Raw genomic sequence first — 20,521 nt, 5'->3', positions numbered from 1 at the left:
CGAATGACAATCATTAGCAGTAAAAGGAAGTGAAAATGGTGGGGACAACTACTTTATGTGACGCCTGTCAAAAAAACGAAATGAATGTTGTAGAAGCGTCTGATGAACCGAAACAGCCTTATCACTTAGCCGTTCTCCGTTCTCCATTCTCCTAACCAATTTTTACTGCACGATGATTTTTATGGAGAGGACGGACAGGCTTTCCAATCAGAGAAGGACGTCATCGTCACCAAAAGTGAGAAAGCACCAACATTACACGTCGTTAGGCATGATTTGGCGTCTTTAATAGACTTTTCAATTACTAGATGGTTTCTTGAGGATGATGTCATCGATGCGCTGAAACAGCACGACCGGCAAAAAATCTTGGATTCTGTTCATAGTAGGTTTTATGAAACGGAGCATGCCGAAGTGAAATCACGAATGTTAGAAATCGCAGCTGATGTTCTAGGTACAGTTGCCGCTGAATGGGTAAGGGAACTTTTGGATCAGGCGGACGAAGAATTCCTTTATCCGCTTTTGTGGGCAGCAGCCAGCTGTTTGCCAGAAGATGAGGGATTACACCATATATTGAAAAAAATGAAATCGATCAGTGAAAAAGAATTGCCGTTAGAGGCTTTTATTTGCCTGCACCGTTTCCGTTCTCACAAAATATTGGATTGGATGGAGTCAAATTGCACCCATTTTCACGATCAGTGGGGAAGGCTGGCAGCCGTCAGCTGTCCAACCTGGGAAAGAATGAAATCTTGGCTAAACAAAGGAAGGTCTTTCAGCTTAATTGCACTAGATACAATGGCAAACTGTGCAGGAAATAGACCGGCCCTAGTGGAACAATTTTCACCTAAAATCCTTAAAACTGATAAAAATGAAGTAGAGAAGATTTTACATGATGTTAATCAAAAAGATCAGGTTCCACGAGTGAAAATGAAAGTGTCCAAAATCTTGGAGAACAAACAAGACATATTTGAATAAGCCTTTTTATTGGCTGACTCCCGTTTGAACAATTTTCATGCGGCATTTCACTTTTACATCCGCATCAGGATAAATGTCTTGCCATTTTTCTGGTGTCATTGCCTTGTCTTTTGATCTATATCTAAGGCCCAGTCCAAGCGGGTCTATGTTTTGCTTTTTAAAGGACTGTACAAGATCTTCTCCTTGCTGAGTGATACGTTTTTCAACTTCTTTTTCGACTTGGTCCAATATATTCGGTTTATCGATTTTTTTGGACTTCATGAATTCTTTCAATTCGCCTTTTAGTTTGATATCAATCGTGATATGAGGCTTTTTTGTTAGGTTTTTCGTCGGTTTGATCTGGTAAGACACATGTGATTTGATATTTTCAATGACAACATGAGTCTTCGCTCGATCTTGCAATTGAAACTCATAGATGCCATTTTTATGATTTTCAATCATCGCTTTAAATGTGAACGTGTCTTCTCCTGGAATATGACCCACCATTTTTTCTTGATCAAATAGAGCAACGCCCGAGACCTTGATGGCATTGCTTGTTCTTTCAATGTAAGGGAGATAAGCATCGACCCCTTTTGCCATCATCTGATTCATAAAAATATGCTGATTTGTGACCGGCTCATTGCCATTTCGCATATTTTGCGCTAACAGATCAGAGAGATATACACCTATATTTAAGTTCGTTTGATTCATTTTTGTGTATAATAATTCTTCGACTTCTCCGCCAACAATCGCAAACACTTGGCGTGAACCAATAATAGGATCACGATAAATGTAATTCATTAAATCGATCATGCCGACTTCTTTTGCTAACTTTTCACTGACTAAAATAACGAGCACCTGGCCCATAACCACCGGAAAAGGCGATTTTTCTGACACGAGAAATTGGATATTACTAATCGTGTTTGACTTTGCACTTAATATTTGATAGCTGCCTTGCTCTTCACTTTTAAAGACGGGAAAGACAAAAAAGCCCTTCATTTCGCCATCTTCCATTAAATCAAATCCTGCCGCCTGAGAGATATTTAATTCATCTAATAGCCGGGGCTGTGCACAGCTAGTTAACAAAAGACTAAACAACATAAGACCTATGAGTACATACTGTTTCATGTTCGTTTTTTCACCCACCTTTTTTTCAGCATCAGTCCAATGACCATACAGACAATCAATCCATAGATCAGAATGAATCCGCTATATTCCACCCATTGATTAAAGGTTTCAAAAGAAGTTGCACCGGCAAAAAACGAAAACATGATCAGAATGAGAATGCTGAGACCGATTAAATTGACGCGCTGGCTTGTATGAAATACTTGTTTCGCCATTCGGCTCGCTGCCCATAATGGAATTGCGATATTTGGAATAATAAGAAGCAGCCAAAGAGACACTTCAATAAATTCAAAGCGCTGAATGAAGGGAAGTTTCACAATGCTTGTTAACGTCAATGTTGGCCATTTTGTTAATTTAAGCTGAGCACTCGAATAATACGCAATGGATACGAGAAAGACAAGTAAATTTAAGCATGTCGTGAATAATGCTCCCATGTGGGCAAATTTTTGTGACGTTTGTGCTTTTTTAATAAAGGGATAATAGACAAGCAGCGTTCCAAAACCAAACATGGGTAAGGAGGCATCTTTGAGACCCATTACCAGCTGCGAGAATGTATGATCAAACATTGGAAACATAAAGCGAATGTGACTATATTTCATGACGTAAAAGCAAATAAACGTCATCCAATATGTGAGTATAATGCTAAAAAACGCCCATCCTGCAATGGTTCTAAAGCCGCCGGTATGAATGTAATACACTAGCACAAGCAGTACAGCAGCAAACAAAAAACCCGGAATTTCTTTAAACAGCCACACATGGATTACATCCATATAATGGACGAGGACAGTAAGCGACAAACATGAAAAGTATAAGATGTAGAGAATATTGAATAATTGCCCAATCCATTTACCAAACACGAATTTTGTAATATGAACAAATTCATCCGAAGGAGCCTTTTTAAACATCAAGTAAATCAGAAAGATCATCACATTGACACTGATGCCAGAAATTAGAATGGCGATCCATCCGTCATTATTCATGGAACGGACAAGGTTCGTTTGAAAGTTTAAAATGCCGACACCTACTTGATTGGCATTAATGAGAAAAAACACAAAAAAAGGGGATATTTGAAATTTCTCTTTGACAGAAGAAGAGCTCATGCCTTCACTTCCTTATTCATAAAAATCATTTTTCCCCTTCCGGCCTTGCTTAGGCTTTGGCTGGTGAATGGTTCTATTTTGTCCGCGTAAATTATCCGGCCTTTTATTCAAAAAGCGAAGCTGAGGGCGAATCAAACTGCTCTTTAAATCAGCTAGACGAGGTGGATAAATGGGTTCAAGGTATGGCTGCCCAATAGAGGTTAATTTCATCAAATGGGTGATCAGAAAAGCGCCCATCAGTGAAATTCCTAAGGCTCCCCAAACCTGTGCTGCAAATAGAAAAGGGAACCTCAAAAGCCGGATGGCATTTCCCATTTTATAGATCGGGGTGACAAAGGAAGCTAGAGCAGACAATGCCACAATAATCAGCAGGATATTACTTGTTAAGCCCGCTGCCACCGCCGCCTGTCCAATGACGATCCCGCCAACAATCCCGAGTGTTTGTCCTACCTTTGTCGGAAGCCTGGATCCAGCCTCTCTTAGTAATTCAATCGAAATCTCTAAAAATAGTGCCTCAATGATCGGAGGAAATGGCACAAGATAGCGCGAGGACACAATGGTTTCTAATAAATCCTTTGGGATCAGCTCATAATGAAAGGTTAAAACGGCTACATATAAAGGTGTCGCAAAAATGGAAAATATCACAGCAAATATGCGCAACAGCCTAAAGCAAGAAGCCGCAATCCATGACATATTATAGTCTTCCATAGTGGAAAAATACTCAAGTAAAATAGTCGGGGCAAGCAAGACATGAGGCGAACCATCCACTAATATGGCAATTTTCCCTTCTGATAAACCTGAAGACACGCGGTCGGGTCTTTCTGTATTCAAAAACAACGGAAAGATCGTATTGGACACATCATAAAGCATTTGAGCAAGGTAATTCGCATCTAAAATCTGATCATAATTAACGTCCTCAATTCGCTGAAGAACCGTTTCGATGTTTTCCGGGTTGGCGATTTCTTCAATATATAACACGGCTACTTTTGTTTGAGACAGCGTACCAACCGTCTTTTCCTCAACTTTCAGGTTAGGCGTTGGCAGCCGCCGCCTGACTAAATTCAAATTGGTATCTAAAGACTCTACAAATGCTTCCTGTGCACTAATAATCCCAAATTCAATCTCAGGCGGACCTACTTGTCTGCCTTTCTTTTCTTCAATCGGCAAAAGAAGCGTTTCGCCCCAGTCTGTCTCAAGTCTAATGGCAATGCTGCCCCGGTGAAGGGCTTCTTCCACTTTTTGAAGATCGCTCGTGATGACAGCCTGCTCAATGGGAATTCGTTCTTTCAACTCTTCAAGAGTGGGTGTCAGATGCATTTGTTTGAGGGTGGGGAGAATTTGTTCATGTAGAAGATGTCCATTAATCAATGAACGAAAAAAGGAAGTCCTATACAGAAAATCTCCATTTCGAGACAGCTCATTTGTAAAATCAGCAGAACGTGACAATGCTTCAAATACTGAATTCGGGTCCTTTTGTTGTTTGTTTTTCTTCAGCATTTGAACCAGCTCCTTCGGCGATTTGCCTCTATTATCTAACCAATTGTCTAAAGATATGCATGAAAAAAAGCGTTCAGCTTGATGGGCTGGACGCTTTTTTTCCATATAGAACGGCTTCTAATAATAAATCAGCTAAATGGACCGCGCGCATGCTCGGCGAGTGCCCTGAGCGTTTGATGCCTGCTGCCATTTGCAACTGACAGCCTGGATTAGATGTAACAATGGCAGCCGCCTTTGTTTGGCTGGCTTCTGTCATTTTATGATCTAAAATTTGCATCGACATCTTTGGCTGCAAAATGTTGTAAATACCAGCTGAGCCGCAGCACCGGCCCGCATCCTTCATTTCTTTAAATGATACACCCTGAATGGCCTTCATCAGCACCCGTGGCGCATGCTGTACACCCATTCCGTTCCGCAAATGACAAGAATCTTGATAGGTGATGACTTGCTCTGGCAAAGCAAGCGGCATGCGGCGGTGAAATTCCAGCTCCACTAAAATGTCTGATATATCCGTGATTTTCTTTGAGAAGGCTTCACTTCGCTTTTGAAAATCCGGATCATCGCAAAGCAAATGATCGTAATCACTTAAAAAAGCGCCACAACCGCCCGCATTCATGACAATGGCATCCGCATCTATCTCTTCAAAAGCTTCAATATTCCGCTTTGCTAACTGTTTCGCTTGTTCTTTTTCACCGCTATGGCCATGGAGCGCTCCACAGCACGTCTGAATAGGAGGGACGATGACGTCACAGCCTGCCAGCTGCAAAAGCTGGATGGTCGCTTCGTTTGTGCTGGAAAAAACGGTGTCCATTAAACAGCCAGTAAAAAAGGCGACCCGTTTTCTCGCTGGGCCGGCGGCTTTGTATTCCGTCAAACGGCTTTTCTGTTGACGCGGCACCTTTGGAAGCGCCTGTTCCATCAGGCGTAAGTGCGGTGGAAGCACCTTCAGCATGCCAGTTTTGCGGGCTGCCGTTTGCAGACCAGATGTTTGATAAAATCGAAGAAGTCCTGCCGCTTTCCGCATTCGGCTTTGTGAAGGAAAGAGACCTTTAAACACTACACGTCTTATAAGTTTGACAGGGATGGATTGTTTTTTGTGCTGCTGAATGATGTCTCTTGCATCTTCAAGTAACCGTCCATATTTAACGCCGGAAGGGCAGACCGGTTCACATGCACGGCAGCCAAGACAAAGATTCAGTGAATGCTCGACATCTTCATCTGGCTCAATGACGCCTTCTCTCACCGCCTTCATTAAAGCAATTCGGCCGCGGGGAGAGTGTGTTTCTTGTTGACCAGATTCAATATAAGTCGGGCAGGAAGGAAGGCAGAATCCGCAGCGCATGCAATTGAGCAGCTCTTTTTCGTCCATTTGCTGCTGAAATGCTTGCTGAATCTCTGTTTGTTTAGAACTCATGAGACCACCACCCGCTTTCTTGCGGCTTTTCCAAGCACTTTATCAGGGTTCATGATATTTTCCGGGTCAAGCGCTTGTTTGATCGCTTTCATTGCCGCAATGCCTTCTTTTTTAACCTTTAGTTCTAAGTAAGGGGCTTTCATAAGACCTACGCCATGTTCACCCGTAATGGTGCCGCCAAGTGAGACTGCTTTTTCAAAAATGGCCTGAAAGGCTTCTTCCACCCGTTTCATTTCTTCTTCATTTCTTGCATCTGCTGCACAAGTAGGATGCAAATTGCCATCACCTGCATGACCAAATGTACAGATTTTCACATCGTACTCTCTCGCAATGTCTTCGATCGCCCGCACCATGCTGGCAATTTCAGACCGGGGGACTGTGGCATCTTCTAAAATGGTCGTCGGACTTAACCGGGCGAGAGCTGATAAAGCAGATCGTCTCGCTGTTAAAAGGGCATTGGCCTCTTCTTCAGAATGTGCGATATTCACTTCTTTTGCACCGTGCTGCTGGCACACTTTTGCGATGCGCTGCATATCACAGGTAACCGCCTCAGGATGGCCGTCTTGTTCGATTAACAGCACCGCTTGAACGTCAGTCGGCAAACCGATTTTTGCAAAGTCTTCAACGACTTCCAAAGTCGGCTGATCCATAAATTCTAATGTGGCGGGGATGATACGCTCTGCAATAATCGCCGACACTGAAGCGGCGGCTTCCTCTAAACTTTCATATAAGCAAAGCATCGTTTGTTTTGTTTCTGGAAGCGGCAAAAGCTTCAGCGTGGCTTCAGTGACAATCCCGAGCGTTCCTTCTGAACCTACGAACAAACGGGTCATATCATACCCAGCCACGTCTTTTGCAAGCTTGCCGCCTGTTTTGATGATGTCACCGTTTGGCAGAACGACTTCAAGTCCAAGTACATAATCTCTCGTCACTCCATACTTTAATCCCCGGAGACCACCTGAATTTTCATTAATATTTCCGCCTAATGTAGAGATTTTCATAGAGCTTGGATCAGGTGGATAGAAGAGGCCTTTCGCCTCTACTTGGCGAATGAGTTCCTGTGTGATCAAACCAGGCTGCACCGTTGCTGTCAGGTTTTCTTCATCTATTTCTATTAATTGGTTCATTCTTGTAAACAGCATCACAAGTCCGCCTTGAGTGGGACATGTGCCTGCACAAAGGTTCGTTCCTGATCCTCTTGGCACGATCGGAATGTTATATGAGGAGCAGAGCCGGACAATTTGCTGGATTTCCTCAGCCGTATGCGGGCTTACGATGACATCTGGCATATGCTGAAAATTTGGTGTTGCATCATAAGAGTAGGCAAGCCGATCGGCTTTACTGTCCTGCATGTAAGAAGCACCGACAATCTTTTTTAATTGATTTAAAAATTCAGAATGTAACATACGCATTCAACTCCTATTGATGAGACGTATCGTTTCTTTCAGTATAAAAAAAGAATCGCCTCATGCCTATGGACGATTCTACAAAATATCGGGCTGTTCGCTTCGTTTTTTTGGATCATGATCTAATAACATGAAGGCTAAATAAAAGAGCATTGCATCTTGCATACGCTTTGGATCAAGTGTCGTTAAATCTTGGATGCGTTTTAGCCTGTAATGCAGTGTATTGATATGGACATGCATCGCTTCTGCTGTATATTTCAATGAGCAATCTGATGTCATAAGCACCCTCAATGTTTTCACTAATTCAGGATAGGGGAGAAGAGGGGCGATTGTTCGATCAAGAAACACTTCTTTTGTTTCCTGACTCACTTCCTCCATAAAAAGTTCAAGCGTTAAATCTTCATCAAATACAATCGGTGTATCAGCATGTGCCATTTTTAATGCTCGAAAGGCTTGTTGAAAGGATTGCTTCATCAAATGAGCAGCTGCTGGTTTTCCTGCTCCAATCAAAACCCCCTGTGTGCCCTGCGCCGTAAGGGAGGCATGGATGTGAAACAGGCGCTGCTGCAAGGCTTTACGATCATCTGCTGTTGTCTGCAGCATGAGCAAAAAACGGGCATGCCCCCAGCGGACGATGATCTCCTGCATAGTAAGATGCAGCGTTTCCTTCAATTCTTTGTATTGATTCTGCTTCATAAACGATTCATCCTGACAATCGATCAGGACAACTGCGCGCTCCTTATTGATATCAAGCTGAAGCCGCGACGCTTTTTCAGTGAGATCAATCGCTGTCTCTGGCAGATGAAGCCAGTCGAATACAAACGCTTCGAGCTGACGTTCATCCGTTTCAGTTTCTTGAAAAAATTCATGTTCATGAATAAGCAGCTCGGTCATTTTTCTTAATATTTCGCCAAAAGGAGACACATGTACAGGATCTCCTGTCATTCCAATGACCCCGATGACCTCTTGCTTAAAATAAATAGGCAGATTGATGCCAGCTTTGACGCCTTTCATGTGCTGCTGGTCATCCTTTGTGAGAATTCGTTTCTGTCCTTCAAAAGATGTCAGATACGCTCCTTCATGAAATTGTCCAACGCGCGCTGGATCTGTTGCTGCAATGATGGTGCCGTTTGTTTGTGCGATGATGATTTCCTCAGTCAGCACCTTTTTAACCTCATCTACGATTTTTTCTGCCAGTGTCATTGTGAGCAAAACGTACCCCTCCGAGATGTTTCTTTTGACACTATCATACCATCATATGCTGGGACATATCTTTCTTTTCATGAGTTATGCTAAAATAATAAACACACATGAAGGAGAAGAAAGGAGACATAGCCATGTCACTGCAAAATCGCTTACAAGACTTACTAAAAGAAGGACAGGCGCTGACCGACTTTGAATATGATGAAGCGGCGCGCCGCAATTGGACATTAGAAGGGGCGAGAATAAAAGAAGAAGCCCGTTTTGGCGATGTATATATAGAGCGTGTAGACAAGGAATCAGAGAACATGATTCAAACAGAAAACGCCTCATTTCTAAACACACCGCTTACATATGTGAAAAAACATCAAAAAGAATTCATTTATATCGAATCCAAGTGGTTTGATGTCGTGAAAGTGGATGGCTTGGCCATTGAATGGGATGAAGTGTTTCAAACGTATACCGTCCTATTCGGTTTAAAACGTCCTAAAAAAGACACGAATATTCTAAAGGACATGCTATCGCCATTAAATGGTGCTCAGCTTCAATTTAATGGACAAGATGGCTTATTTGATGTGAATTTGCAGCTTCTTGAGCTTGAGGATATCCACGAAGATACGGCTTTCATTGACGTCATCTCGGCCGTGTATCGATTTTTATTCCGTATGATCATGCAGCTTGAAATCAATGAATCAAAAAACGGCTCAAATTCCTGAGCCGTTTTTTTGTCCATCTATTCATTTGATGAAGGTGTGACAAACCGTACATCATGCTCTTTTCCATATTGAAGATAATCTTCATTTGGCTCCTGATTGGTCACGACGATATCAATCTCGTGCAAATCACAAAACGTGGTCAAGGCGTAATGATCGAATTTGCTATCATCCACTAATAAAAAGGTTTTGGCACTTTTTTGAACAAGCGTCTTTTTAATATCGGTTTCAAGCGGAGACGAATTCGTGACGCCGTGATCAATGGATAAACCAGTTGATGCGATAAAGGCTTTATTGACATTGTAAGCTTTTAAGCGCTCAACACTTTGATAGCCAACGAAAGAATTCGTTTTTCTTTCAAGCATCCCGCCAGTGGAAAAGATGGTGAGATTTTCATAAGGCATCGCCTGTGTAATGAAATCCACATTATTGGTCACAATGGTCACCTGTTTCTCAGTCAAATAGGGGAGCATCTCAAGCGTTGTCGTACCAGAATCAATAAAAATCATATCCCCGTTTTCCACAAAAGCGGCAGCCGTCTGACCGATCAATTGCTTTTTACTGAGCTGACGGGTCTTTCGCTCCTGATACACCACTAACGTTGAATGGTTCACAGCCACTCCGCCATACACTTTTTTGAGCACGCCAGACTCGACCAATGCCTGTACATCTCGGCGTATCGTGTTTTTTGAGACACCAAAATGCGCCACAAGCTCATCAAGTGAGGCAGATTCCCGGTCAAATACATACTCTTTGAGTTGCTGAATCCGTTTTGTTTTTATCATACTTCATATCTCCAATCAATCCGAATGTCCTTTTTCCATTATACCAATAAATTCTCTTACTGGGATTAGGCCAATTGATTCTCTTTTCTCCTTTGATATAAAAGCGTATGATAGAAAAAAGAAAGAAACCAGAAAGGAACTTTCACTTCTATGAATCAATCAAACAACCCATTTTCAAAGCTTGCGAATTTTAGAGAAGTAGGGGGACTTCAAACAACAGATGGGATGGTGATCAAAAAGGGAATGATTTATCGATCCGCAGACTTATCCCGTTTGACGAAACAAGACATCGAGATATTCTCAGCACTTGGGATTCAAACCGTTTGCGACCTCCGTACAGCCTCAGAACGTAAATCACATCCAGCAAAGATCAAGGAACACGACAAAATCGTTCATATTCCGATGCAGCCTGACAGTAAGATGCCGAGTAAATGGACCATGTTTCGTATGCTGGTAACAGAAGGGAAGTCTCTCTCATTTACACCGATCATGAAAGAGTTATATGAAAGCATGCTGACAGAGCGTAAAGAAGAGATTCGGCAGCTGTTCACACTGCTTTCAGATCAAAGCCATTACCCGCTGATGCTTCACTGCACGAGTGGCAAGGACCGTACAGGTTTTTTATCTGCCCTGATTCAGTTAACAGCAGGTGTACCGCTGGCTGTCGTTTTAAGTGAATATATGCGTTCCAATGAAGGCGTGCAAATGCTCGTCAGAAGGCAGGAACGATTTGTCCGATTGATGAGTTTATACCGGGTGTCAAAAGAACAAATTCAGCCGCTTGTCGGTGTGCAGCAAGATTATCTTGAAGATGTGCTGCACGAAATGCTGGAGACATACGGGAGTGCAGAGCAGTATTTAATTGAAGCCTGCAAAGTCCCTGAAGCTCAGCTCAATGAAATGAAAAACATTCTGCTCACACCATCTGCTGGCATTCCATCACAAAAAGCGGAATAAACTTAAGGTGAGGTGATGCAAAACATGCTGAAAAAGATCAGTATGACAGTTTTAACACTGATGTTGATGTTTGTATTTTTATTGATTCCTTCTAGCAGTCTAGCTGCTCGCCCAGTGCCAAAAGGAAAGCTTGAGAGCACAAGAGAGATGCGCGCGGTATGGATTGCATCGGTTTATAACTTAGATTGGCCCTCAAAGAAAGGGCTGCCCGTAGCAGAGCAGAAACAAGAGTTTATTCGTTTGTTAGATGAGATCAAAGCGATGAATATGAATGCCGTCATTATGCAAATTAAACCAACAGCAGATGCCTTTTATCCTTCAGCATACGGGCCGTGGTCAGAATATTTGACTGGAACACAAGGGAAAGATCCTGGGTACGATCCGCTTGAGTTTATGATCAAAGAAGCTCATAAACGCGGCCTTGAATTTCACGCTTGGTTTAATCCTTACCGAATCACAATGAATCATACTGATCTCAGCCGTTTGTCTGCCGATCACCCCGCAAGAGAGCATCCTGATTGGACGATTGCGTATGGTAATCAGCTTTATTACAACCCAGGCATTCCTGAGGCCCAGGACTTCATTGTAGGCGGCATAGAAGAAGTTGTGAAAAACTACGATATTGATGCGGTTCATATGGATGATTATTTTTACCCTAATAAAATAGCTGGTGTCCCGTTTCCAGATCAAGAAACGTATGAAACATATGGAAAAAAAGCATTTACTCATATAGAAGATTGGCGAAGAGATAATGTGAACCAGCTCGTGAAGCAAATCAATGACACCATTAAAAAAGAGAAACCGTATGTGAAATTTGGTATTAGTCCATTCGGGGTATGGCGCAACATAAAAGATGACCCGACTGGTTCAAACACCACAGCAGGAATGACCAACTACGATGATTTGTATGCTGATACAAGAGAGTGGATTCAGCAGCACGATATTGATTATGTTACTCCGCAAATTTACTGGAGCATCGGCTTTCAAGCTGCCGCTTATGATGTGCTGACGAAATGGTGGTCAAATGAGGTGAAAGGGGAGCCGGTTCACCTGTACATTGGTCAGGCGGCGTATAAAATTAATCAAAACAGTGATCCTGCTTGGTCTGATCCGGAAGAATATTTTAGGCAGATTGAGCTGAACAGGCAGACACAGCTCGTGCAGGGAAGCATGCATTTCAGCCTGAAGGATCTCAATCGCAACCCTTTGAATGTAAAGGATCGATTGATAGAAGAGTCATACCGCAAACCAGCTCTCATTCCAGAAATGCCTTGGCTTCATCAGAAAGTACCTAAAAAACCAATCATTCAATCTGTGAAAAAGACAGCGGATGGTGCGGCTTTACAAATCAAAAATGATCCGCATTCTACCGTATCCTATTATGCAGTCTATCGATTAACAAATAAAGGAACATACGAATTACTGCAAACAGTCAGAAAAGAAAAAGGCGCCATAACAACGATCAAAGACCTCCCAGTCAATCAAAAGAAAATGGATACTTACAAGATTACGGCTCTTAATCGTCTTCATCACGAAAGCAAGCCTTCTACAAAAATAGTGAAATAATAGAAAAAAAGCATGAATGAGGATTTTTCTTCAATCATGCTTTTTTTCTATTATTTTTGTTTTAATTTTCTGAATTCAATCAAGCTTGGCATGAAGCAGCTGCTTGATTAATAAATATGATAGAAAAGAGCCAAAGGGGGAAACAAGATGGATTTTGAATTAACGAAAGAACAACAAATGATCCGCCAGATGGTCAAAGATTTCGCCAAAGCAGAAATTGCACCACTCGCTCAAACCATTGATGAACAGGCCGTATTCCCAGTCAAAACGTTTCAAAAAATGGGGGAGCTCGGCTTTATGGGCATCCCCTTTCCAGAGAAATACGGAGGCTCAGGTGGAGATACGATATCATATGCACTGGCTGTAGAAGAAATCGGCAAACAGTGCGGTAGTACAGGTCTTAGCTATGCTGCAGCCGTTTCCTTAGGCGCAAGCCCGCTTTATTATTTCGGTACAGAGGAGCAAAAGATGGATCATCTTGTCCCGCTGGCATCTGGAACAGCACTCGGTTCCTTTGGATTAACAGAACCAAATGCAGGGTCAGATGCAAAAGGGACAAAAACAAAAGCGGTCAAAGACGGACAAGAATATGTCATCAGCGGGGAGAAATGCTGGATCACAAACGCCAATTTTGCCAGAACCATTATCGTCACTGCTGTCTCGGATTATGATGAAAACGGCCGCCCAATCATCTCCGCCTTCATTGTGGAGAAAGGGCAAAAAGGGCTGTCCATTACAAATCCATATGACAAAATGGGTGTGCGCGGATCAGATACAGCAGAAATCATTTTAGACAGTGTACGTGTACCCGCCCAGAATATTTTAGGAGACCCAGCGAAAGGCTTTAAGCAATTTTTATATACATTAGACGGGGGACGCATTTCAATTGCTGCGTTATCAGTTGGTATCGCACAAGCTGCACTAGATGCTTCGCTCTCGCATGCAAAAGAAAGAAAGCAATTTGGGCAGACCCTTTCTTCCTTCCAAGCGATTCAGTTTAAGCTGGCAGATATGGCGATGCAAATAGAGCTCGCCAGACAAATGGTTTGGAAAGCCGCTTGGCTGAAAGATCACGGCAAGCCGTTTACAAAAGAAGCTGCCTATGCCAAGCTTTTCGCTTCTGAAATGGCGACAAAAGCAAGTCTTGATGCTGTTCAAATTCACGGGGGAACAGGCTACATGAAAGAATGTGGTGTAGAACGACTTGTGAGAGATGCGAAGCTAATGGAAATTGGAGAAGGGACCTCTGAAATTCAGCGTCTAGTCATCGCAAGACAACTGTTAGCGTAATCCGATAATGAAAACGCTTACCATCAATGGAGGAGGAAAGCCATGATGTCGATTCATCCACAAACGATCGGTTCCTTATTAAAAGGGAAAATGGAGCAGCATCCAGCACATGAAGCCATTGTGTATCCAGAACGTTCCTTACGTTTTTCATATGAAGCGTTTTATCGAGAAGTCAAGGAAACCGGGAAAGGTCTTATGGCATTAGGTGTTCAAAAAGGCGATCATATCGCCATCATGGCGCCCAATGTACCCGAATGGCTCATGCTGCAATTCGCCTGCGCGTCGATTGGAGCCGTTCTCGTCACCGTAAATACAAACTTTCAATCACAAGAACTCGCTTATTTACTCAAGCACTCTGATAGCAGCATGCTGTTTATCGTAGACGGGTTTAAAGAGACATCCTATGTCAAAATGCTTGAAGAACTTATACCGGAGTTTCAAAACGCTCATCAAGGTGAGATCACATCCTCATCTTTTCCTTATTTAAAAAGTGTCGTCTATATTGGCGAGCACACGCCAAAGGGCATGCGCAGCTGGGATAGTATTCAAGCAGCTGCTAAAAGAACAGAGGATCATGAGTGGGAGAAACGAATGGATGAGCTTGCGCCTGATGATGTCATTAATATGCAATATACTTCAGGCACAACCGGCTATCCAAAAGGAGTCATGCTCAGCCATACAAACATTGTCTGCAATGCCAGCCAAATCGCAGATTGTATGAAGCTTACCCAAAAGGATCGAATGTGTATCCCTGTTCCTTTCTTTCATTGCTTTGGATCCGTTCTTGGCGTGCTTGCTTGTCTCACAAAAGGAGGAACGATCATTCCAATTGAATCCTTCCACCCAGAGCGAGTTCTTCAAACCGTAGAAAAAGAGAAGTGCACCGTCCTTCACGGCGTCCCGACAATGTTCATTGCAGAGCTCGACCATCCGAATTTTCACCAATACGATCTGTCCACATTACGAACGGGCATTATGGCAGGATCTCTTTGCCCATCTCATGTGATGAAGGCCGTCATTGAACAAATGGGATTGAAGGAGCTCACGATTGCCTACGGACAGACCGAAAGCTCTCCTGTCATTACCCAAACAAGAACGGATGATTCATTTGAAAGGCGGGTTCAAACGGTCGGCCGGGCGCTTCCTCACATCGAAGTGAAAATCACCGTTCCAGGCACACCGGAGGAAGTACCAAGAGGAGAACAAGGAGAGCTGTGTACAAGAGGTTATCATGTGATGAAAGGCTACTATAAAAATGAAGAAGCCACAAATGAAGTGATTGATCAGGACGGCTGGCTTCATACGGGTGATTTAGCAGAGATGGATGAGGACGGCTATGTGAAAATCACAGGACGGCTGAAAGATATGATCATTAGAGGCGGGGAAAATGTATACCCAAAAGAGATTGAGGACGTTCTTTATACTCATCCGGACATTCTTGATGCACAGGTCGTTGGTATACCTGACGAGACGTATGGAGAAGAAGCCGCCGCATTCATTCGGCTCAAGCAAGGCAGGGCGGTGACGATTGAGACACTCACCAGCTATTGTCAGTCGCAAATGGCACGCTACAAAATTCCTAAATATTTTTTCATCACTGACGAGTATCCAATGACTGCATCAGGGAAGATTCAAAAATTTCGTCTGAAAAAGCAGGCGCTTGATCTAATAAAGGAGTGAAGGCAGCGATGTTTCAAAAAGTACTGATTGCAAATCGAGGCGAAATTGCCAGGCGAATTATTCGAACGTGTAAAAGGCTCGGGATCTACACCGTCGCCGTTTATTCAGAAGCAGATCAACATGCACTTCATGTGCAAGAAGCAGACAGCGCCTATCCGATTGGAGGCGCGAAAGTATCTGAAAGCTATTTAAACATGGAAGCAATCATTAGGGCAGCCAAACAGACAAATACAGATGCCATCCACCCAGGATATGGCCTCTTATCAGAAAATGCAGCCTTTGCAGAACGCTGCCACAGCGAAGGAATCGCCTTTATTGGCCCATCCGCACAAGTCATTCAGCGAATGGGGAATAAAATTGAAGCAAGAAAAACGATGGCTCAAGCAGGTATCCCCATTGTACCAGGCGTTTCAGCTCCGCTGCATGATGCAGAAGAAGGGGTCAGTCAAGCGCAGTCACTCGGTTATCCGATCATGCTCAAGGCATCAAGCGGGGGCGGAGGAATTGGCATGCAGCTCGTGCAAAATGACGATGAGCTGTACAGGGCTTTTGAAGGGAATCAAAAAAGAGCGAAAAGCTTTTTCAACGATGGGACGCTGTATATGGAAAAGGTCATTGAAAACGCGCGTCACATTGAAATTCAGGTCCTTTTTGATTCCTTCGGCCATGGGGTCCACTTATTTGAGCGCGACTGTTCACTCCAGCGAAGACATCAAAAAATCATTGAAGAAGCACCAGCCGCCTGTCTCGATGAATCGGTGAGACATCAAATGGGGGAGATGGCCGTCAAAGCAGCTAAAGCGATTGGGTATGAAAATGCAGGAACGATTGAATGTTTAGTCGATCAGCATCAACAATTTTATTTCCTAGAAATGAACACGAGATTACAAGTAGAGCATCCTGTCACAGAAGAAATTACAGGCATTGACCTTGTCGAGGAGCAGCTGAAAATCGCTGCACGTGAGCCGCTTTCCTTTAATCAGGAAGATATTCATCAAATTGGTCATGCCATCGAGGTTAGAATTTATGCGGAAGATCCCGTCACCTTTTATCCATCACCAGGAACAATCACTCGGCTCTCCACACCTGAAGCTCCGTATATCCGTCATGAGTCAAGTGTGACAAATGGAAGCCTCATTACCCCTTTTTACGATCCTATGATTGCGAAAATGATCGTTTACGGTGATACGCGAAAACTTGCAATAGAACGATTAAAAGAGGCATTACAAGCATATGAAATAGAAGGGATCAAAACCAACTTACCGCTTTTAAGGGAAATGGCCGGATCTTCTGCTTTCTTACAAGGCAGCATCACAACCGATTTTCTCATGAAAAAAAGGGAGGGAAACCGTTCATGAAAACTGTCACAATTCAAATGGCCGGAAACTTATGGAAGCTTCTTGTGAAACAAGGCGATGAAGTGCAAAAAGGACAGGAGGTTGCCATCTTAGAATCAATGAAAATGGAGATTCCGATCGTTGCTGAAGAGACCGGAACCATCAGCAAAGTGCATAAGGCAGAGGGAGAGTTTGTCGATGAAGGAGAGGTTCTTCTAGAACTGACAGAATAGGAGGGAGCCAGATGACATTACCAAAGAGTGTGATTATCAGGGAGGTCGGCCCGCGGGACGGACTGCAAAATGAATCAGTCTGGCTGGACACAGACGAGAAGCGAACGTGGATTGACCTGCTCGCAGCAGCCCAGCTCCCTTATATTGAAGTCACATCATTTGTTCATCCTAAATGGGTTCCAGCCTTAAAAGATGCCAAAGAACTCACCCAATCCTTTAACAAAAAAGACGACATCACCTATGCAGCACTCATTCCCAATGAAAAAGGCTTAGCTCATTTTTTTGAAGCCAATCTTGACACAGGCGCTATGTTTATCTCTTCGAGTGAAACACATAACAAGAAAAATATGAATCAATCCATCCATGAAACACTTCCTGTTATCAAACAAATGACAGCTGATTTAAAAGCAGCAGGAAAAAACACGCGCGCGTATATTTCCACTGTGTTTGGCTGCCCGTATGAAAAACAAGTGCCAATGGATCAAGTCCTTCGGTTAACGGATATTTTGCTTTCTTATGACATTGATGAAATATCTCTCGGTGACACCATCGGTGAAGCCCATCCGCTTCAAGTAGAAAGGCGCTTAGACATTTTACTTGAACGTTTTCCTGCTGATAAAATCGCTCTTCATTTTCATGATACGAAGGGGATGGCTCTTGCCAATATTTATACGGCATTAAAAGCAGGGATTACCATATTTGACTCCTCCAGCGGCGGGCTTGGCGGATGTCCTTATGCACCTGGTTCCAGCGGAAATGTGGCGACAGAAGATGTGGTGCATATGCTTCAAAAACTAGGAATTGAGACAAATATTCACCTTCCTGCATTAATTAAAGCGGCAGAATGGATTGAAGCAAAAGTAGATCGAACCCTGCCTAGTCACTGTTTACGCGCTTTTCACTCTCAGACTACTTCATAAAGGATGAATAACATGACATCATTGGTCCATTTTTCGATACAAGATGAACAGATCGGCATCATGACCTTAAACAGGCCAGAACAAGCGAATTCCCTATCTGCTCTAATGCTGGAGGAGATCAATCAAATCATTCAAGAAATCAAACACGATGAAAGCATTCGCTGTCTGCTCATTACAGGAGCCGGTTCAAAAGTCTTTTGTGCTGGAGCAGATTTAAAAGAACGACGATTGATGACAGAAGCAGAAGCGAAAGGAGCTGTTCTCTCGATTCAGCAAACGTTTATCGAGATTGAATCCATTCCTGTACCTGTCATTGCAGTGATGAACGGACACGCACTAGGCGGAGGACTTGAGCTCGCGCTCGCTTGTGATCTCCGCATTGCACGAGCCGGAGCAAGACTCGGCCTGCCAGAAACAGGACTAGCTATCATACCAGGAGCCGGAGGGACACAGCGGCTTCCGCGCCTCATTGGACTCGGTAAAGCAAAAGAACTTATTTTCACAGGCGCATCATTACAAGCAGAAGAAGCCATTCAAATCGGGCTCATTGAGCATATCTCTTTAGCAGATTCCCTCATGAACGAGGCCATCTCTCTTGCAAAACAAATCATCAAAAATGGCCCGCTTGCCTTAAAAGAAGCGAAACAAGCGATTCAATCAAGCCTTGATCACGATTTGCATACAGGTTTGACAAAGGAATACGAAGCCTATCTACGGCTCATTGAGACAGAAGATCGAACGGAAGGTCTTCAAGCCTTCCAAGAAAAACGCACGCCTCAATACAGAGGCAGGTAGCAAGAAAGGGGAATGGGTATGATCGAAGAATATGAACTGAAAAAACAACGGATTGTAAAAGGCGGGGCTGAGCGATACCATCAAAAAAACAAAGAAAAAGGAAAATTGTTCGTCCGTGACCGCCTCCAATTGTTATTAGATGAAGATTCTTTCATTGAGGATGCCATGTTTGCCGAGTGTCAAAATAAACATTTACCAGCAGATGGTGTTATCACAGGGACAGGGCGGATGAATGGGCAGACTGTTTGTGTCATGGCAAATGATTCTACCGTCAAAGCAGGATCATGGGGCGTCAAAACGGTAGAAAAAATCATTAGAATCCAGGAATCAGCCGAAAAGCTCAACTGCCCAATGCTGTATTTAGTTGACTCTGCGGGTGCTAGAATCACCGATCAAATCGCCATGTTTCCAGGCAGAAGGGGTGCAGGCCGCATTTTTTATAACCAGGTGAAGCTGTCTGGACGTATTCCGCAAATTTGTTTACTATTTGGTCCTTCGGCAGCCGGAGGTGCTTACATTCCTGCTTTTTGTGACATCGTCGTCATGGTCGAAGGGAATGCCTCAATGTACTTAGGCTCACCGCGAATGGCCGAAATGGTGATTGGAGAGAAAGTATCACTTGAAGAAATGGGCGGGGCAAAAATGCATTGCAGCATTTCTGGATGCGGCGATATTTTAGCAAAAACAGAGGAAGAAGCCATTCAAACCGCCCGCACTTATTTAACTTACATGCCTGCCAACTATACAGAAAAACCAAAACGGGCAGCCGCAATCGCACCTAAACCATCAGAGATCACCCTCCAAGACCTTATCCCTAAGGGGCAGAATACCCCTTTTGATATGTATCAGCTCATTGATTTACTCATTGATGAAGGATCATTTTTTGAAATCAAAAAACTGTTTGCCGCAGAATTGATCACAGGCTTTGGCCGTATGAATGGTCAGCCTGTCGGTCTTATTGCCAACCAGCCGAGGGTAAAAGGCGGCGTTTTATTCCATGATTCAGCCGACAAAGCCGCCAAGTTTATTCAGCTATGTGACGCCTTTCATATTCCACTCCTTTTCCTTGCCGATATACCGGGGTTTATGATCGGAACAAAAGTGGAACAAGCAGGCATTATCAGGCACGGGGCGAAAATGATTTCCGCCATGTCAGAGGCAACAGTTCCGAAAATATCCGTCATTGTTCGTAAAGCATACGGTGCAGGTTTATATGCAATGGCAGGTCCAGCCTTTGAACCGGACTGCTGTCTCGCTCTTCCATCTGCGCAAATTGCTGTCATGGGGCCAGAAGCCGCTGTAAATGCTGTCTATGCGAATAAAATTGCCGAACTGCCTGCTGAGGAAAGAGCAGCATTTATTCAAGAGAAACGCAAGGAATACCAGGAAGATATGAATATATATGAGCTTGCCTCTGAAATGATTGTCGATGGTGTCATCCCATTTGACCATTTGCGAGATGAGCTTTGTCATAGATTACAAGCCTATACCTCTAAAGAGATGACATTTACAAGACGAAAACACCCGGTTTATCCGGTCTAAAGGGGGCGGCCTC

General features: G+C 43.4%; 18 protein-coding genes. 11 read left to right on the top strand and 7 right to left on the bottom strand.

All coding sequences use genetic code 11. The features are described from left to right. The first annotated feature begins 408 nt into the window (after positions 1 to 408). The gene (locus MHB66_RS09600; protein ID WP_235362249.1) at positions 409 to 969 is read left to right on the top strand and encodes a hypothetical protein; all 561 of its coding nucleotides are present in this window, start codon (positions 409 to 411) and stop codon (positions 967 to 969) included. A 6-nt stretch (positions 970 to 975) separates the two neighbouring features. Here the strand turns inward: MHB66_RS09600 and MHB66_RS09595 are convergent, their stop codons facing one another. The 6 genes from MHB66_RS09595 to MHB66_RS09570 form a co-directional block, all read right to left on the bottom strand. Continuing rightward, positions 976 to 2,076, bottom strand: a complete 1,101-nt coding sequence (locus MHB66_RS09595; RefSeq protein ID WP_046311370.1) for a Ger(x)C family spore germination protein — start codon at positions 2,074 to 2,076, stop codon at positions 976 to 978. Continuing rightward, positions 2,073 to 3,173, bottom strand: coding sequence for a GerAB/ArcD/ProY family transporter (locus MHB66_RS09590; RefSeq protein ID WP_041117651.1), 1,101 nt, complete (start codon positions 3,171 to 3,173; stop codon positions 2,073 to 2,075). Before MHB66_RS09590 ends, MHB66_RS09595 begins: the two co-directional genes overlap by 4 nt. A 12-nt stretch (positions 3,174 to 3,185) precedes the next feature. Beyond that, complete coding sequence (locus tag MHB66_RS09585; RefSeq protein ID WP_046312277.1) at positions 3,186 to 4,670, bottom strand: spore germination protein; 1,485 nt, start codon at positions 4,668 to 4,670, stop codon at positions 3,186 to 3,188. A gap of 73 nt (positions 4,671 to 4,743) precedes the next feature. Beyond that, positions 4,744 to 6,084, bottom strand: a complete 1,341-nt coding sequence (locus MHB66_RS09580; protein WP_046311367.1) for a (Fe-S)-binding protein — start codon at positions 6,082 to 6,084, stop codon at positions 4,744 to 4,746. Then, entirely contained in the window at positions 6,081 to 7,490 is a 1,410-nt protein-coding gene (gene glcD / locus MHB66_RS09575; RefSeq protein ID WP_046311365.1) for a glycolate oxidase subunit GlcD, read from the bottom strand. The genes MHB66_RS09580 and glcD overlap by 4 nt, the downstream gene beginning before the upstream one ends. A gap of 78 nt (positions 7,491 to 7,568) precedes the next feature. Next, complete coding sequence (locus MHB66_RS09570; RefSeq protein ID WP_046311362.1) at positions 7,569 to 8,702, bottom strand: sugar diacid recognition domain-containing protein; 1,134 nt, start codon at positions 8,700 to 8,702, stop codon at positions 7,569 to 7,571. A gap of 125 nt (positions 8,703 to 8,827) precedes the next feature. Here MHB66_RS09570 and MHB66_RS09565 point away from each other — a divergent pair, with 125 nt between their 5' ends. Further along, the gene (locus MHB66_RS09565) at positions 8,828 to 9,406 is read left to right on the top strand and encodes a hypothetical protein (protein ID WP_034284037.1); all 579 of its coding nucleotides are present in this window, start codon (positions 8,828 to 8,830) and stop codon (positions 9,404 to 9,406) included. Between the two features lie 17 nt (positions 9,407 to 9,423). Here MHB66_RS09565 and MHB66_RS09560 read toward each other — a convergent pair whose 3' ends face one another. After that, a complete protein-coding gene (locus MHB66_RS09560) occupies positions 9,424 to 10,188 on the bottom strand; it encodes a DeoR/GlpR family DNA-binding transcription regulator (RefSeq protein ID WP_046311360.1) in 765 nt (254 codons plus the stop codon). A gap of 150 nt (positions 10,189 to 10,338) precedes the next feature. On the opposite strand from MHB66_RS09560, the gene MHB66_RS09555 reads away from it, so the two are divergent. The 9 genes from MHB66_RS09555 to MHB66_RS09515 all read left to right on the top strand — a co-directional run bounded on the left by MHB66_RS09555 (position 10,339) and on the right by MHB66_RS09515 (position 20,508). Beyond that, the gene (locus MHB66_RS09555) at positions 10,339 to 11,145 is read left to right on the top strand and encodes a tyrosine-protein phosphatase (RefSeq protein WP_046311358.1); all 807 of its coding nucleotides are present in this window, start codon (positions 10,339 to 10,341) and stop codon (positions 11,143 to 11,145) included. A 24-nt stretch (positions 11,146 to 11,169) separates the two neighbouring features. Next, positions 11,170 to 12,711 carry a family 10 glycosylhydrolase gene (locus MHB66_RS09550; protein ID WP_046311356.1) on the top strand — a complete coding sequence of 514 codons (1,542 nt, stop codon included), beginning with the start codon at positions 11,170 to 11,172 and terminating at the stop codon, positions 12,709 to 12,711. Positions 12,712 to 12,858: 147 nt separating this feature from the next. After that, complete coding sequence (locus MHB66_RS09545) at positions 12,859 to 14,001, top strand: acyl-CoA dehydrogenase family protein (RefSeq protein ID WP_034284029.1); 1,143 nt, start codon at positions 12,859 to 12,861, stop codon at positions 13,999 to 14,001. 42 nt (positions 14,002 to 14,043) lie between these two features. Then, positions 14,044 to 15,681 (top strand): AMP-binding protein, encoded by a 1,638-nt coding sequence (locus MHB66_RS09540; RefSeq protein WP_041117637.1) that lies wholly within the window; start codon positions 14,044 to 14,046, stop codon positions 15,679 to 15,681. 8 nt (positions 15,682 to 15,689) lie between these two features. Next, positions 15,690 to 17,039, top strand: coding sequence for an acetyl-CoA carboxylase biotin carboxylase subunit (locus MHB66_RS09535; protein WP_046311354.1), 1,350 nt, complete (start codon positions 15,690 to 15,692; stop codon positions 17,037 to 17,039). After that, a complete protein-coding gene (locus tag MHB66_RS09530; protein WP_034284022.1) occupies positions 17,036 to 17,251 on the top strand; it encodes an acetyl-CoA carboxylase biotin carboxyl carrier protein subunit in 216 nt (71 codons plus the stop codon). The genes MHB66_RS09535 and MHB66_RS09530 overlap by 4 nt, the downstream gene beginning before the upstream one ends. Positions 17,252 to 17,262: 11 nt before the next feature. Further along, positions 17,263 to 18,171, top strand: a complete 909-nt coding sequence (locus tag MHB66_RS09525; protein ID WP_046311352.1) for a hydroxymethylglutaryl-CoA lyase — start codon at positions 17,263 to 17,265, stop codon at positions 18,169 to 18,171. A 12-nt stretch (positions 18,172 to 18,183) separates the two neighbouring features. Continuing rightward, positions 18,184 to 18,966: an enoyl-CoA hydratase gene (locus tag MHB66_RS09520; RefSeq protein WP_046311349.1), complete on the top strand. Its 783-nt coding sequence runs from the start codon at positions 18,184 to 18,186 to the stop codon at positions 18,964 to 18,966. Positions 18,967 to 18,984: 18 nt separating this feature from the next. Further along, positions 18,985 to 20,508 carry an acyl-CoA carboxylase subunit beta gene (locus MHB66_RS09515; RefSeq protein ID WP_152649302.1) on the top strand — a complete coding sequence of 508 codons (1,524 nt, stop codon included), beginning with the start codon at positions 18,985 to 18,987 and terminating at the stop codon, positions 20,506 to 20,508. Positions 20,509 to 20,521 lie beyond the last annotated feature (13 nt).

Origin of the sequence: Bacillus sp. FSL L8-0167, from assembly GCF_038630295.1 — a bacterium.
Taxonomy (GTDB): domain Bacteria; phylum Bacillota; class Bacilli; order Bacillales; family Bacillaceae; genus Bacillus; species Bacillus safensis.
Note: the sequence above shows the minus strand (reverse complement) of the source record. Positions and strands in the feature narration are given on the sequence as shown.

What these genes read in the sequence shown, in the direction of transcription:
- MHB66_RS09595 (WP_046311370.1), bottom strand. Translation starts at nt 2,076, where the DNA reads ATGAAACAGTATGTACTCATAGGTCTTATGTTGTTTAGTCTTTTGTTA.
- MHB66_RS09590 (WP_041117651.1), bottom strand. Translation starts at nt 3,173, where the DNA reads ATGAGCTCTTCTTCTGTCAAAGAGAAATTTCAAATATCCCCTTTTTTT.
- MHB66_RS09585 (WP_046312277.1), bottom strand. Translation starts at nt 4,670, where the DNA reads ATGCTGAAGAAAAACAAACAACAAAAGGACCCGAATTCAGTATTTGAA.
- MHB66_RS09580 (WP_046311367.1), bottom strand. Translation starts at nt 6,084, where the DNA reads ATGAGTTCTAAACAAACAGAGATTCAGCAAGCATTTCAGCAGCAAATG.
- glcD (WP_046311365.1), bottom strand. Translation starts at nt 7,490, where the DNA reads ATGTTACATTCTGAATTTTTAAATCAATTAAAAAAGATTGTCGGTGCT.
- MHB66_RS09565 (WP_034284037.1), top strand. Translation starts at nt 8,828, where the DNA reads ATGTCACTGCAAAATCGCTTACAAGACTTACTAAAAGAAGGACAGGCG.
- MHB66_RS09560 (WP_046311360.1), bottom strand. Translation starts at nt 10,188, where the DNA reads ATGATAAAAACAAAACGGATTCAGCAACTCAAAGAGTATGTATTTGAC.
- MHB66_RS09555 (WP_046311358.1), top strand. Translation starts at nt 10,339, where the DNA reads ATGAATCAATCAAACAACCCATTTTCAAAGCTTGCGAATTTTAGAGAA.
- MHB66_RS09550 (WP_046311356.1), top strand. Translation starts at nt 11,170, where the DNA reads ATGCTGAAAAAGATCAGTATGACAGTTTTAACACTGATGTTGATGTTT.
- MHB66_RS09545 (WP_034284029.1), top strand. Translation starts at nt 12,859, where the DNA reads ATGGATTTTGAATTAACGAAAGAACAACAAATGATCCGCCAGATGGTC.
- MHB66_RS09540 (WP_041117637.1), top strand. Translation starts at nt 14,044, where the DNA reads ATGATGTCGATTCATCCACAAACGATCGGTTCCTTATTAAAAGGGAAA.
- MHB66_RS09535 (WP_046311354.1), top strand. Translation starts at nt 15,690, where the DNA reads ATGTTTCAAAAAGTACTGATTGCAAATCGAGGCGAAATTGCCAGGCGA.
- MHB66_RS09530 (WP_034284022.1), top strand. Translation starts at nt 17,036, where the DNA reads ATGAAAACTGTCACAATTCAAATGGCCGGAAACTTATGGAAGCTTCTT.
- MHB66_RS09525 (WP_046311352.1), top strand. Translation starts at nt 17,263, where the DNA reads ATGACATTACCAAAGAGTGTGATTATCAGGGAGGTCGGCCCGCGGGAC.
- MHB66_RS09520 (WP_046311349.1), top strand. Translation starts at nt 18,184, where the DNA reads ATGACATCATTGGTCCATTTTTCGATACAAGATGAACAGATCGGCATC.
- MHB66_RS09515 (WP_152649302.1), top strand. Translation starts at nt 18,985, where the DNA reads ATGATCGAAGAATATGAACTGAAAAAACAACGGATTGTAAAAGGCGGG.